General features: G+C 52.9%; 13 protein-coding genes and 1 other RNA gene. 10 read left to right on the forward strand and 4 right to left on the reverse strand.

Features of this window, described 5'->3' with window-relative positions:
* Positions 1-3: 3 nt before the first annotated feature.
* Complete coding sequence (locus V5T82_RS16140) at positions 4-1,140, forward strand: OmpA family protein (protein WP_332896702.1); 1,137 nt, start codon at positions 4-6, stop codon at positions 1,138-1,140.
* A gap of 72 nt (positions 1,141-1,212) precedes the next feature.
* Here the strand turns inward: V5T82_RS16140 and V5T82_RS16145 are convergent, their stop codons facing one another.
* Positions 1,213-1,941, reverse strand: coding sequence for a protein phosphatase CheZ (locus tag V5T82_RS16145; RefSeq protein ID WP_332896703.1), 729 nt, complete (start codon positions 1,939-1,941; stop codon positions 1,213-1,215).
* Positions 1,942-2,085: 144 nt separating this feature from the next.
* The gene (locus V5T82_RS16150; protein ID WP_332896704.1) at positions 2,086-3,405 is read right to left on the reverse strand and encodes an FAD-dependent thymidylate synthase; all 1,320 of its coding nucleotides are present in this window, start codon (positions 3,403-3,405) and stop codon (positions 2,086-2,088) included.
* Positions 3,406-3,694: 289 nt separating this feature from the next.
* Between V5T82_RS16150 and V5T82_RS16155 the strand changes: the two genes are divergently transcribed.
* Genes V5T82_RS16155 through V5T82_RS16165 form a run of 3 tightly spaced genes read left to right on the forward strand, consistent with a single transcriptional unit; the run spans position 3,695 to position 5,460 of the window.
* The gene (locus tag V5T82_RS16155) at positions 3,695-4,390 is read left to right on the forward strand and encodes a dual OB domain-containing protein (RefSeq protein WP_332896705.1); all 696 of its coding nucleotides are present in this window, start codon (positions 3,695-3,697) and stop codon (positions 4,388-4,390) included.
* Between the two features lie 18 nt (positions 4,391-4,408).
* On the forward strand, positions 4,409-5,032 hold the full coding sequence (locus V5T82_RS16160; protein WP_332896706.1) for a DUF488 domain-containing protein: 624 nt from the start codon (positions 4,409-4,411) through the stop codon (positions 5,030-5,032).
* Positions 5,029-5,460 (forward strand): DUF488 domain-containing protein, encoded by a 432-nt coding sequence (locus V5T82_RS16165; RefSeq protein WP_332896707.1) that lies wholly within the window; start codon positions 5,029-5,031, stop codon positions 5,458-5,460. Before V5T82_RS16160 ends, V5T82_RS16165 begins: the two co-directional genes overlap by 4 nt.
* Positions 5,461-5,973: 513 nt before the next feature.
* On the opposite strand, the gene V5T82_RS16170 is transcribed toward V5T82_RS16165, so the two are convergent.
* A complete protein-coding gene (locus V5T82_RS16170) occupies positions 5,974-6,717 on the reverse strand; it encodes a DUF4197 domain-containing protein (RefSeq protein WP_332896708.1) in 744 nt (247 codons plus the stop codon).
* Between the two features lie 410 nt (positions 6,718-7,127).
* The gene (locus V5T82_RS16175; RefSeq protein WP_332896709.1) at positions 7,128-7,502 is read right to left on the reverse strand and encodes a hypothetical protein; all 375 of its coding nucleotides are present in this window, start codon (positions 7,500-7,502) and stop codon (positions 7,128-7,130) included.
* A gap of 142 nt (positions 7,503-7,644) precedes the next feature.
* Here V5T82_RS16175 and ssrA point away from each other — a divergent pair.
* The 6 genes from ssrA (at position 7,645) to V5T82_RS16205 (ending at position 12,210) form a co-directional block, all read left to right on the forward strand.
* Positions 7,645-7,987, forward strand: a transfer-messenger RNA (tmRNA) gene (gene ssrA, locus V5T82_RS16180).
* A 305-nt stretch (positions 7,988-8,292) separates the two neighbouring features.
* Positions 8,293-8,847, forward strand: coding sequence for an SspB family protein (locus tag V5T82_RS16185; RefSeq protein WP_332896710.1), 555 nt, complete (start codon positions 8,293-8,295; stop codon positions 8,845-8,847).
* Between the two features lie 146 nt (positions 8,848-8,993).
* A complete protein-coding gene (locus tag V5T82_RS16190) occupies positions 8,994-10,625 on the forward strand; it encodes a fumarate hydratase (RefSeq protein ID WP_332896711.1) in 1,632 nt (543 codons plus the stop codon).
* A gap of 23 nt (positions 10,626-10,648) precedes the next feature.
* Positions 10,649-11,302, forward strand: a complete 654-nt coding sequence (locus V5T82_RS16195; RefSeq protein ID WP_332896712.1) for an alpha/beta hydrolase family protein — start codon at positions 10,649-10,651, stop codon at positions 11,300-11,302.
* Positions 11,303-11,338: 36 nt separating this feature from the next.
* Positions 11,339-11,980 (forward strand): LysE family translocator, encoded by a 642-nt coding sequence (locus tag V5T82_RS16200; RefSeq protein ID WP_332896713.1) that lies wholly within the window; start codon positions 11,339-11,341, stop codon positions 11,978-11,980.
* Positions 11,977-12,210, forward strand: coding sequence for a ribbon-helix-helix domain-containing protein (locus V5T82_RS16205; RefSeq protein ID WP_332896714.1), 234 nt, complete (start codon positions 11,977-11,979; stop codon positions 12,208-12,210). The genes V5T82_RS16200 and V5T82_RS16205 overlap by 4 nt, the downstream gene beginning before the upstream one ends.
* Positions 12,211-12,235: the final 25 nt, after the last annotated feature.

Below are 12,235 nucleotides of genomic sequence, written 5' to 3' on the forward strand. Positions count from 1 at the left end.
ACAATGAACAACAATATCTGGTATCTGATGTTTTCAACGCGTCGCACATTTGCCACCCTCACTTCCCTCAGCCTTTTTTGCGCGCTCACTCCCGCCGTTGGCGCCGATCCGGCCCAAGAACCATCTTGGACGGACGGTCTTTACGCCGGTGCAGCCCTGGGCGCGGTCCAGGCCAAAGACACCACAGCCAGCGGCACATCCGGCGGCAGCGTCGATTTCGAACCCGGTGTGGCCGGAGCGGTTTTTGCCGGCTCAAAGCTCAACGACACCTTCCGCTTAGAACTGGAGCTCAGCCAACGCAGCATGGGTTTGGACAGCGTCGCCAGTGCGTCCGCCAGCGGGGATGCCAAAGCCCAAGCCTTAATAGGCAACGCCATCGTTGACTTGGATCTGGACTTGCCGATCACGCCATATGTCGGCGGTGGTGTGGGCCTGGCGCGCGTCAGCCTCAACAACGCGTCGCCCTTTGGCGGCTCCACCATTGACGACACGGACACGGCGCTCGCCCTGCAAGGCATTGCCGGGGCCAGCTATCAGCTGAACGATGCTGTGGACGTGTTTGCAGACTATCGCTACTTCACCACAGGCGATGCAAATTTCTCCACGGCGGCCGGCACCAGCACCTCTGCGGACTTAACGACCCATAGCGTCATGGCGGGCCTGCGCTTGAATTTCAACTTAGGTCCAACCAGCTCCACGCTGAACGGCAGCGACAGCGACGCCAACGCAGGCGACACCATCGCCCAGGCCGAACCCGTTGCGGGACCCGCCCCTGAAATGGCTGAACAGCCCAAGCCCGTTCACACCATTGCCGAGACCTTCTTGGTGAACTTTGAATTCAACAAAGCCGACATCACCGATGACGGGGTCGCCATCATCGAAGGTGTGGTGCACACGGTCAAAGCCGCCAAGGTCACACGCTTGGTCCTCACAGGACACGCGGACACCATGGGCCCGGCGGACTACAACATGAAACTGTCCGTGCAACGCGCCGAAGCGGTCAAAACCGCCCTTCTGGCGCTGGGCTTTGAAGCCGACAACATCCGTGTGATCGGCAAAGGCGAAACGGATCTTCTGATCCCCACCCCCGACAACACATTTGAGCCCAAAAACCGCCGGGTCGAGATCGTTTTGCCCTAAACAAAACGGCCCGCAGCTTATCTGCGGGCCGTTTGACATTTCGGTATTTTGATCAGGCTTAGTCGAACACCTTCAATCAAACAGGGCGTCGATATCGTTTTGGGAAATGCCGGAGCCTTCCAGCTGCGGGCCTTCCAGAAGTTTTTCGTCTTCGGAACGCACATCGTCCGACAGCTCAATGCCTTCGAAATCTTCTTCACCCCAGATGTTGATCATGGTGAGGATGCGTTCTTCCAGATAGTTGATGGTTTTCACCACCTTGCCGGTGCGCTGACCGGTGATGTCTTGGAAGTTGCAGTTTTCGTAGATGTGGATGACCAGGTTAGAAATGGCCTGCAAGTGATCGTGGGACTTCACATCGTCAATACGTTCTCTAATGCCTTGGACGTGGTCTTCAATGTCTTCGGCGGCGCCAAGAATATTGTTGGTGGCTTCCTCGGTCGCTTGAACGATGGCGCTCAATTCCATGGCGGCGGTGACGAATTTGTCTTCCTCAACACCCGGTTTGTGAATGGCAGCGATCTCTGCCTTGGTTTTGTCGATGGAGCCTTTAAGATCGTGCAGTTGGCCGCGCAAGACAGACAGTTCCGGCGGCGCTTCGCCCGCACCCGGCGCAGCACCCGCCACGTTCAAGGTTTCTTGTTTGGAGATGTCTTCCAACATGCCCTTGAGCTCATCAATGGCTTTGAGAACTTCTTCGTTATGAACGACAGGCTGCGGCACATGATGCACGGGCGCAGAAATCCCGCGCTTTTTCATCAAATTGCGCTCTGCTGAAAACAGTTTCGTCGGTGTATTCACAGGTCTCTCACCCCTTCTGCACGGCTTTTTTTAGCGTTTTATCACGCCTACTTTGGCCCCTTTATACCAAAGTTGAACCGTTTAGCAAAAAAAGGCAATCCCCCATTCCGATCTGGGGGAATTTCCACCTTATTTCATAATACCTTACGCGGTTGTCTCTTCACGCTTAAAAATGGTCTGCGTGCCGCGCTTAACGTCAAACTTGCAGAGCTCCAAGTCCGTGTGCAGGGCCAGCTCGGGATGGCGATCCATCATCTCGTTATGCATCCAGTGCATCACTTCGCGCAAAGTCGAGTGCACGGTATTTTGGGATCTAAGCTCGATGACATAGATCATTTGCGCCAGGGTATAGACCGTCTGGCAGCGCACTTTTGCGCCCAGCGGGTAGAGATACTGTTTGTCCTCGTCCGACGCCTCCAGCGCATCAATGGCGGCGTATTGCTCTTCCACCAAAACCTCGGCCTTGGCGCGCAGCTCGTCCGTCAGCTCTTGCAAATACCACGCGTGGAACCCGCGCTCGCCCGTCAGCAGCGGGATACGGCAGGTGCCGTTCCTGTGGCGTTGAAGATCGCGATACGAGCCATAATCCAGATCGAACGTACAGGTGTACTGGCCATAGCTGTCCAGATAACGCGGCAAGTTGGTCTTGGGCGGGCGGGAATTGATCACGTCCAACTCACCCGCTTCCAGCGCCGCGTTGTCCACTGTGGAGCTAAAACTCAAGTCCGGCTGGTCGTCGGCGAAGAACGAACTGTCGAGATAGTTGGTCTTCCACGCGGTCTTGGCGAGGTACGCTTCCGTCGCTTCGTAGTCTTTATGCCCAAAGCTGGACGGATAGTTTTCGCGCAGCTCTGCGATGCAGCCGTCGGCAATGTCGCGGACTTCTTTGAGCGGATGATGACGCATCAGGTGCAGCTTGTCCGCTGCTTGTCGCAAATTGGTGGACCACGCCAGTTGCGAGGTGATGCCTGCAGGCAGGAAGCCCCGCAGAATGTCGAAACCGCGTGCCTTGATGGCGTTGTCCCAAACCTTCTCTTTTTCGCCTTCCGCCAGCGGGAATTGTTCTTTAAGTGCGGCTTCCAAAGGTGCTAGCGCGCCCAAATAGAAGTCCATCCACTTGTCCAAAATGGCTTGGCTCGCGGACGTTTTGATGGGGTCGATGATGGCTTGCTTGGAAAAATCGATATAGCGGGTCGAACTTTCTTGACCCGAATACAGCGGATTGTCCTGCACCGCTTTGCACGCCAGGATCGACAGGCCCTCGACAAACAAGGTGGTCGTACCGCAATCGCCGATGGAGGCATGGCCGTAGCCCACGTAATAGCTCTCCATAAACTTGGCCGAGCCGCGTTTTTTCACCATCTCCAAATGCGTGCGCGCACTGTCCGCCGAGCGCGAATACAGCGCCTGAAGCATTGCGGTGGCCTCAGGCCCCTGGTCATCAACGATGAAAATGTCCGCCATGGAACGTCTTCCCCAATTCTCTCAGGCCCTGATTTCCGGCCCCTTCCCCATATGCGAGCTCAATCGCACGATTCGTGGCCGCATTTTAGCAGAGGGGCTAGATGTTGTGGGAAAGAAGTGCGGCTGAGTGGGCCATTCAGAAAACAACAACTTGATGTACTGCCTTTATTGCGAAAACCAATGGGTGTATTATCTGCTCAATAATCTCACAATGTGAGACACTTTGTTTGAGCCCAAAACAAAATACCTTCAAGAGACGCTCAAAACAGGAACTATATGAAGGAAGCGAATGACATATACGAAAAGATTTGTTTGCTTAGCCAAGTCCTGGCGGCCAGGAGGAAGCTGTGTTGCTGGAAAAGAAGTACTGGCTGATGGTTCTTTCGGAAACTGGATTCGGCCAATTAGCAACCATGGTGAAGAAGGCATTAGCCAAGAAGAACTAACAAAAAGAAGCGGCTATGAACTTAAGCTTGGTGATATGGTCGATATCACTTTTGCAGAACACTCGCCTCACCTTCATCAGGTTGAAAACCATAAGATTGCCCCCAATATTCCCTGGGGAGATCAATATAAAAAAACGGCAGATGAGTTGCGAGCGGCAGTTGATCACTTTGAAGGTATTTTGTGGCATAATGGCACAAGCAGCCAACACGGGATGAACGACGAAGTTCCTGAAATCTATCTTCAGGGTTTTCAGCATTCTCTTTTATTGATTCAAGTACCGGAACTGAACATTCAAATCACCCATACACCGAAGGCTGATGGCAGCACTAAAAGAACATACAGAGGTGACTTCACGTTAAATGGTGTACCGTACAGTTTCAGGATCACTGACCCGACGATGCACTGGCGGATCAATGATAGAACCGCACAAAGGTACCAATATATAGGACCTCTATTATGTATAAGTTTGAGTGGGGTCTTTCCTGAAACCAGATGTGCTCATAAGCTAATTGCATCAGTAATTGCTGATGACATGTAAGGAACACCAGCTGTACCAATGACAATAAGTGTTTTCACCGTCGGCCACTCAACGCATTCCATTGAAAAATTCATAGGAATGTTGGATATGCATGGCATCACAGCGCTAGCTGATGTTCGCTCTTCTCCTTACAGCCAATACAATCCGCAATTTAATCGAGAAAGCTTAAAGGCCGCTTTGCGCTGCCAAGGCATACAGTATGTATTTTTAGGTGAAGAGCTAGGCGCCAGAAGCGAGGATCCAAAGTGCTACAAAGATGGCAAAGTTCAATTTGATAGACTAGCACAAACGGAATTGTTTAGAGAGGGACTTGAGCGGGTTGCTACAGGTTCTGAACAATACAAAATTTCTCTCATGTGTGCTGAAAAAGACCCTATTGAATGTCATCGCACGATATTGGTCTCCAGAAGTTTGAAAGAATCTGGTTTTTCAGTGATCCACATTTTAGCGGATGGAAAAACAGAGGCTCATGAAGACTTAGAAAGTCGTTTAATAGCTATGTTTAAGATGAATAATCATGATCTGTTTTTATCAGCAGATGAGATACTCAAAAAAGCATATACCAAACAAGGTGAAGCGATTGCCTACACAATGAAAACAGAAGAAGAGGATGCTGATTCTCGAAAGAGGGCCCAGGGATGAAACTCTTTACTATCGGCTTTACAAAAACCACTGCCCAAAACTTTTTTGAACGCCTGAAAAATTCAGGAGCCAAAAAGATTATTGACGTTCGCCTGAATAATGTCTCTCAGCTGGCAGGTTTTGCAAAACGCGATGACTTAAAATATTTCTCTCAAACCATTTGCAGTATGGACTACCTGCACGCTCCCAAGCTTGCTCCGACAAAAGATATTCTTGATGACTATAAAAAGAAAAAAGGCGCATGGGAGGATTATGAAAAACGTTTTCATGATTTGATGGTGAAAAGAAAGATTGAAGACATCGACAAAAATGTTGTGGATGGAGGATGCTTGCTGTGCAGTGAAGACAAACCTCACCACTGCCACAGACGTCTGGTCGCCGAGTACCTTAAAGATAAATGGGATGGAGTAGACATCATTCATCTATAATTGCATTTCCGTCCCCCCAATTGAAAACCTCCCCAAACAAGCCAACGATCAATGGGGTCAGTGTAATTTAATTTAATTTAATTCACCTCACTCCTCGTCACCCCGGACTTGATCTGGGGTCCATGGGCGGGGGCTTGGGCGTGGTCGTCAGAAACTTTATGCCGCGATGCCCATAGGCTCCTGCCTGCGCAGGAGCGACGGGGGCGTTTGGGGTTAATAGGCTGGAAACAAAAACAAAAATCGTCATTGCGAGAAGCGAAGCGACGAAGCAATCCAGCATCTCTCGTGATGGACGACCCTGGATGGATTCGCTGCGCTCGCAATTGACGCCCTTCTCCCTTTCCCTCTGCGCACTCTGTGTCCTCTGTGGTGCAGACCCCAATTGCCCCCGCTCACGCGTACCCCCCCCCGTCAGCTTACTGACGATGGTGATAAACGTTTTTCGCAATAAGCCTATGGGACCCAGGGCGGGGGGCGTCCAGACCATTACCGTCAGGCCATTTGGGGGCTTCGTTATTTCGCGCCGAAGACCTTCATGAGAATTTCTGACGTGCGTTTCGCGGGGTTTTGGCGGATGGCCGCTTCTTCTGCCGCCAGATAATGAAACAACCCCTCCAACGCCAAGTCCGTCGCGTGGTCCGTTAAATTGGCTTTCAAGTCCGGCACGAAGGGGATGGATTTGTATTCTCCAACCAACTGATCGTAAGCCGTCACGGCACCAACGTCTTGGAGCGTTTTATCGATAACGGGGGCCATGGTCGATTTCAAATCTTGTGATGAGACGCGCCGGAAATACTGTGTCGCGGCGTCATTTGGACCTTCGTAAATGGCCTTTGCGTCTTGCAGTGTCATGGACGTGATCGCGTCCAAAACCAACTGCTTTGCTTTCGGCATTGCGGCTTCGGCCCCCCGGTTGAGTTTTAATTCAACGTCGTCAGCCAATCCGCCAAGACCAAACTTACGCAATGTCGATTGGACCGTTTGCAATTCTTTCGGCAAAGGGATGTGCACGGCGGGATCGGTGTTAAAACCATCGGCTGCCCCCAATTGTCCAGTTACAGTTTTGGTCCCGACAACCAGGGCTTCTTTTAATCCGGACACAAGGTCGTGCGTTGACAGCCCCATCATCGAAGCCGCCCCGCTGTCACGGCTTGGCTGATCCGTTACCGCCTCGACCGTACCTTGTAAGATTTTCATCCATTCCTGCGCGTAGGTCGGCACAGCCGCCACAACCACAGCACAAACGAATACCGACATGAAAAACATCCGGATTGCTACATTTGGGAATTTCATCGCTGTGCCTCACAAACTGTGTCTCAAAAACGTTCCAACAAAACTATGTCAGTTGATTGTAAACCGTTTACCCATCGTGAGAAAGGGCTCCCCCAATTGCAAATAGGCCTCGCTATGCTTAAGAAATCAATGAGATCAGAATAAATTGGTTTCCCTCACCCCCCGTCACCCCGGACTTGATCCGGAGTCCATGGGCGGGGGCTGGGCGTGGTCGTGAGAAACTTTATGCCGCGATGCCCATAGGCTCCTGCCTGCGCAGGAGCGACGAGGTGCGTTTTGTCTTAATCAACTGAAAACAATAACAAAAACCACCCCGAAACAAGGTTGCGACCTGTCTCGTGGTGGCTGTGTTTTGAGCTATCCCGACAAGGACGTTATACTGACGCCGGATAATAAATGGCGATCGTTGCGTCGTTGTGGGATGCGTTGGTGAACGTCACCCGAGCATTTTGTGCTTGTTTCGGCGACAATGAGTTCAAGAATTTGGCCGCATCGCTATACAGCCGATCGTAATCCGTGGACGTACTCACAATTTCCATCTGAAACGTTGTTGTCATGACGCCTTCGAAGCTATCCCCGTCTGAATCATAAAAACACACAGCCCGTGCGTCTTTACCACGCATATCGCTCGCAGAAATTTTGCAAGTCTCGCGTTGCGCTGTGTCCAAACCATTTGCTGCATTCAACATGTTCCGTTCTGCATCATCGGCTTGCGATCCTTCTACTGCTACATATGACCAAGTGCTCATGTCACGTCTCCCTTTGTTTCTCTATCAACGATTTAAAAAAGATTAGTTCACGCTATACGAGTAAGCATCTGCATGCAATTTTTAATTGTTTTCATATTTGTGAATAAACCTTGAATTGCTCTAAAAATGATCACCCCCGGCCCCAATTGAAATCCTCCTTCAGCAGGCGTATATATACCCCGTCAGCTTGCTGACTATGGTGATAAACGTTTTTCGGAATAAGCATTTCGGACCCGGGGGCGGTACCCGGCGCCTCCACCAAAAATTCTCGCGGTTTGTGTAGGTTATCCAATGACATACAGCGGAAGGTTTGGGGGCGAAATAGGATCGACGAGTGTGGTAAAGGACTGACTTTCACCCGGCATTGTACCACCGTATCGGGCTACTTTTATAAATGCTAACGATAACGAAGCATTTGCAGTTGCCGCTTAATCGCTAAGCAACTACGGGGTTCGGAGGGCACCTTGCAACAGAAGCCCTCCACTTTATTAAAATAAAGCCCTTCAAGCGCCAGGCGAGGTTCTGCGAACCTCTTGGCTCGCCGCATAAGCGGCGGCGCGCGGTCGCGCTTGCCTCATGGCCCTTTGGGCCAATCGGTTGAGTGCCCTACGCCACGTGATTTGTTTTTGCCTGACTTCGCCATCCCCCCTAATCTCTTCCTCTTATAAAACTAGCGATTACATCTATCTTTGCGCGCCGTTCTTCGGCTAAAATGACTAAAGCCTTGAAACGAATCAGTTTGGCCGCACCTCAAATGCGCAGCCAAAACCGCTTGAAACCTGGAGTTTTCATGACCGACGACACTCTCCGCTACGACATTTGGGTCGAAGAAGCGCTGCGCAGTGTGATCAAGAAAACACTCTCCCACGTGGCCGAACACGGTCTGCCGGGGGACCACCACTTCTATATTTCGTTTCAAACCCAGGCCGAAGGGGTCGAAATCCCCGCACGCCTGCGTGCCCAGCACCCCAACGACATGACCATCGTGTTGCAATATCAGTTCGAAGACCTGCAGGCGACAGAGGACACCCTGTCCGTCACGCTCAGCTTCGGCGGACAGAAAGAAAATTTGCTCATTCCGTATGAATCCGTGATTTCCTTCGCCGACCCGTCCGTAAACTTCGCCCTGCAGCTGAAAATGTTGCCGTTGGACGAAGATGACGAGCTCGAAGACGTCGAATTCGATGGTTTGGCCCTGGATGACGACGACTACGACGCGCGCCACCTGGAATACTTTGAAGAAAGCCGCCGCCGCACCGGGCAAGACGAACTTGGCGGCGCAGGTGATGAAGGCGAGCAGAAAACCGGCGAAGTCATTGCGCTCGACGCGTTTCGCAAAAAGTAAGCTTTAAACTCTGCTTCCTGGGCTTCCCCCACCGAACACAACATTTCTTTGTGGCACCCAACGCCGCAAATCTATAAATATTGTCTCAGAACTTGACCTCCCCCAGGTTTCCCCACGTGACCGAAATAGGTGAAAAGACAGCAATCATGAGCGACGTATCCAAAAACGAACTGTTCGATTTCGGCGAAGACACCACCGAATACCGCAAACTCACATCCGACTTCGTCAAAACCCACGACGTCGCCGGGCGCACCATTTTGGAAATCGAACCTGAAGGGCTGGAGCTTTTGGCCGCAACCGCGCTGCGCGACACGTCGCACCTGTTGCGCTCCGCCCACTTGCAACAGCTCGCCAACATTTTGGAAGACGACGAAGCGTCCGGTAACGACCAGTTCGTCGCTATGGAGCTTTTGAAAAACGCCAACATCGCCGCCGGCGGCGTGCTGCCCATGTGCCAAGACACGGGCACCGCCATCATCATGGGCAAAAAGGGCGAAAACGTCTGGACCAACGGCGCGGACACGGACGCGCTTTCCAAAGGCGTGCAAAAAGCTTACGACGACAACAACCTGCGCTACAGCCAAATGGCGCCGCTGTCCATGTTCGAAGAAAAAGGCACCGGCACCAACCTGCCCGCGCAAATCGACATTGGGGCAGTGGACGGCAGCGCTTATAAATTCATGTTCATGGCCAAGGGTGGCGGCTCGGCCAACAAGACCTTCTTGCACCAACAAACCGCGGCCTTGTTGAACGAAGCCTCAATGGAAAAATTCCTGCGCGAAGAGATCGCGAAGCTCGGCACCGCTGCGTGCCCGCCCTATCACTTGGCGGTGGTCATCGGCGGTTTGTCGGCAGAGCTGAACTTAAAAACCGTGAAGCTCGCGTCCACCAAGTATCTCGACGGCCTGCCCACCGAAGGCAATGAATTCGGCCAAGCCTATCGCGATCTGGAGTGGGAAGACAAAATCCACAAAATGACGCAAAACCTCGGCATCGGCGCACAGTTCGGCGGCAAGTACTTCTGCCACGACGTGCGTGTGATCCGCTTGCCGCGCCACGGCGCTTCGTGTCCGGTGGGCATCGGCGTGTCGTGCTCAGCCGACCGTCAGATCAAAGGCAAAATCACCACCGACGGTATTTTCTTGGAACAGCTGGAAACCGATCCGGCCAAGTTCCTGCCCGAAGCCAGCACCGAACAACTGTCCGACGAAGTGGTCAGCATCGATTTGAACCAGCCCATGGACGCCATCCGTGCGGAACTGTCCAAGCACCCCATCAAAACCCGCGTGAACTTGACGGGGTCTCTGATCGTGGGCCGCGACTTAGCGCATGCGAAGTTGAAAGAACGCCTGGACGCCGGTGAGCCCCTGCCCGACTACATCAAAAATCACCCGGTCTATTACGCAGGTCCTGCAAAAACGCCGAAAGGCTACGCATCTGGATCCTTCGGGCCCACCACGGCGGGACGCATGGACAGCTACGTCGATCAGTTCCAAGCCGCAGGCGGTTCCATGGTCATGGTCGCCAAAGGCAACCGATCTCAACAAGTCACGGACGCGTGTAAGAAGCACGGCGGGTTCTATTTAGGCTCCATCGGCGGTGCAGCGGCCAACTTGGCGGAAAAAGCCATCAAGAAGGTTGAGTGCATCGAGTATGAAGAGCTCGGCATGGAAGCCATCTGGAAAATCGACGTGGTCGACTTCCCCGCCTTCATCATCGTCGATGACAAGGGCAACGACTTCTTCGAAGACATAAAAAAAAATACGGTCACGACGTAGATAGACAGGATTCTGGTTAAGCCATGTCCCTCCCCGAACTGCTCATTGACGGTCCCGACGACGCCCCTGTCACCATTGCCTTGGCGCATGGTGCGGGTGCTCCGATGGATTCTGTGTTTATGGTGGAATTCGCTGAAGGTTTGGCGGAGCGGGGCTTGCGCTGTGTGAGGTTTGAATTTCCTTACATGCACCAACGGCGCGAAGACGGCAAAAAGCGTCCGCCCAATCGCGCACCGGTCTTGTTGGAGACGTGGCGCGCGATTGTTGAACATCTGGGCCGTGACAACTTAGTCATCGGCGGCAAGTCCATGGGCGGGCGTATGGCGTCTATGTTGGCGAAAGAGCTGGAAGACGAAGGCACGCCTGTAAAGGGACTGATTTGTCTAGGCTACCCCTTCCACCCTCCGGGCAAGCCGGAAAAGGCTGCCGGGAATGATGGGGGACGCATGGCACATCTATTAGATATCAAAACGCCAACCCTGATTTTACAAGGCACGCGCGACACATTTGGCACCGCCGAACAAGTGCCAAGCTTTCCGCTCTCCAGCGCCATTGACGTTCAATGGCTGGAAGACGGCGATCACGGCTTTAAGCCGCGCAAAAAGTCCGGCCGGACCGAGCAACAAAACTGGGGCGAGGCCATGGATGCCATGGACGCCTTCGCCCGGAAACTCTAAGCTCATCGCCAAAATTCATTCATGAGGAGAACCCCCATGGCGTTCCCCGTAGACATGGCGACCTACGGCGCCTTTTTGCTGACGGCTTCGGTGATTGTTTTGACGCCAGGCCCCGACACCTTAATCATCTTGCGCTATTCGCTAAGCAGCGGACGCGACGTTGGACTTGCCACTGTTCTGGGCGTGCAGTTCGGCCTGATCGGTCACACGTTGCTGGCTATCTTTGGCATTTCGGTGATCATCGCGTCCACCCCTTGGGCGTTCAAAGCTGTGGCCTTAGGCGGTGCGGCCTACATTGGCTGGATTGGCATACAAGGCTTTCGCAAACAAGGCCTGTTGCACGTCGGTGCCACGGGCAAGCCACCCGTGAGTGCAAGAAAAGCGTTTGTAGACGCGATCTTTTGCAATCTGTTGAACCCCAAAGTCATCTTGCTGTTTTTGGCCCTGTTTCCCAACTTCGTCGACAACACCCGCGACGACGTGCCGGTGCAGTTGATTGCCCTGTCGCTAGGTCTCATCGTCATCAACACGCTGTGGCAAGCCCCCTTGGCGTTCGCAGCCGAAGCGGTTCGGCGCTGGCTGAAAAATCAAAAGACCTATAAGCTCATCACCCACTCCACAGGCGTGTTGTTGATCGCCGTGGCCGTGTTGATGGTTTATGAGAATTTATTTTTATGATCGACGACGACTTCACCGCTCAAGACTTCCACATGCACAAACATTCCGTCTTGTTGGACGGGCACCAGACCAGCGTGTCCTTGGAAGATGCGTTTTGGCAAGGATTGGTCGCCATCGCCAAAGAGCGCGGCCAGTCCATCAACACGCTGGTGACGGAAATCGATCACGCCCGCACGACAAACTTGTCCAGCGCCATTCGCGTGTTCGTGCTGCGTCACCAAGCCCAGTAAATAATCACGCCGAACAGCGCCCACG

Source organism: Magnetovibrio sp. PR-2, from assembly GCF_036689815.1.
GTDB lineage: Bacteria > Pseudomonadota > Alphaproteobacteria > Rhodospirillales > Magnetovibrionaceae > Magnetovibrio.

What these genes read in the sequence shown, in the direction of transcription:
- V5T82_RS16140 (WP_332896702.1), top strand. Translation starts at nt 4, where the DNA reads ATGAACAACAATATCTGGTATCTGATGTTTTCAACGCGTCGCACATTT.
- V5T82_RS16150 (WP_332896704.1), bottom strand. Translation starts at nt 3,405, where the DNA reads ATGGCGGACATTTTCATCGTTGATGACCAGGGGCCTGAGGCCACCGCA.
- V5T82_RS16155 (WP_332896705.1), top strand. Translation starts at nt 3,695, where the DNA reads ATGACATATACGAAAAGATTTGTTTGCTTAGCCAAGTCCTGGCGGCCA.
- V5T82_RS16160 (WP_332896706.1), top strand. Translation starts at nt 4,409, where the DNA reads ATGACAATAAGTGTTTTCACCGTCGGCCACTCAACGCATTCCATTGAA.
- V5T82_RS16165 (WP_332896707.1), top strand. Translation starts at nt 5,029, where the DNA reads ATGAAACTCTTTACTATCGGCTTTACAAAAACCACTGCCCAAAACTTT.
- V5T82_RS16170 (WP_332896708.1), bottom strand. Translation starts at nt 6,717, where the DNA reads ATGTCGGTATTCGTTTGTGCTGTGGTTGTGGCGGCTGTGCCGACCTAC.
- V5T82_RS16175 (WP_332896709.1), bottom strand. Translation starts at nt 7,502, where the DNA reads ATGAGCACTTGGTCATATGTAGCAGTAGAAGGATCGCAAGCCGATGAT.
- V5T82_RS16185 (WP_332896710.1), top strand. Translation starts at nt 8,293, where the DNA reads ATGACCGACGACACTCTCCGCTACGACATTTGGGTCGAAGAAGCGCTG.
- V5T82_RS16190 (WP_332896711.1), top strand. Translation starts at nt 8,994, where the DNA reads ATGAGCGACGTATCCAAAAACGAACTGTTCGATTTCGGCGAAGACACC.
- V5T82_RS16195 (WP_332896712.1), top strand. Translation starts at nt 10,649, where the DNA reads ATGTCCCTCCCCGAACTGCTCATTGACGGTCCCGACGACGCCCCTGTC.
- V5T82_RS16200 (WP_332896713.1), top strand. Translation starts at nt 11,339, where the DNA reads ATGGCGTTCCCCGTAGACATGGCGACCTACGGCGCCTTTTTGCTGACG.
- V5T82_RS16205 (WP_332896714.1), top strand. Translation starts at nt 11,977, where the DNA reads ATGATCGACGACGACTTCACCGCTCAAGACTTCCACATGCACAAACAT.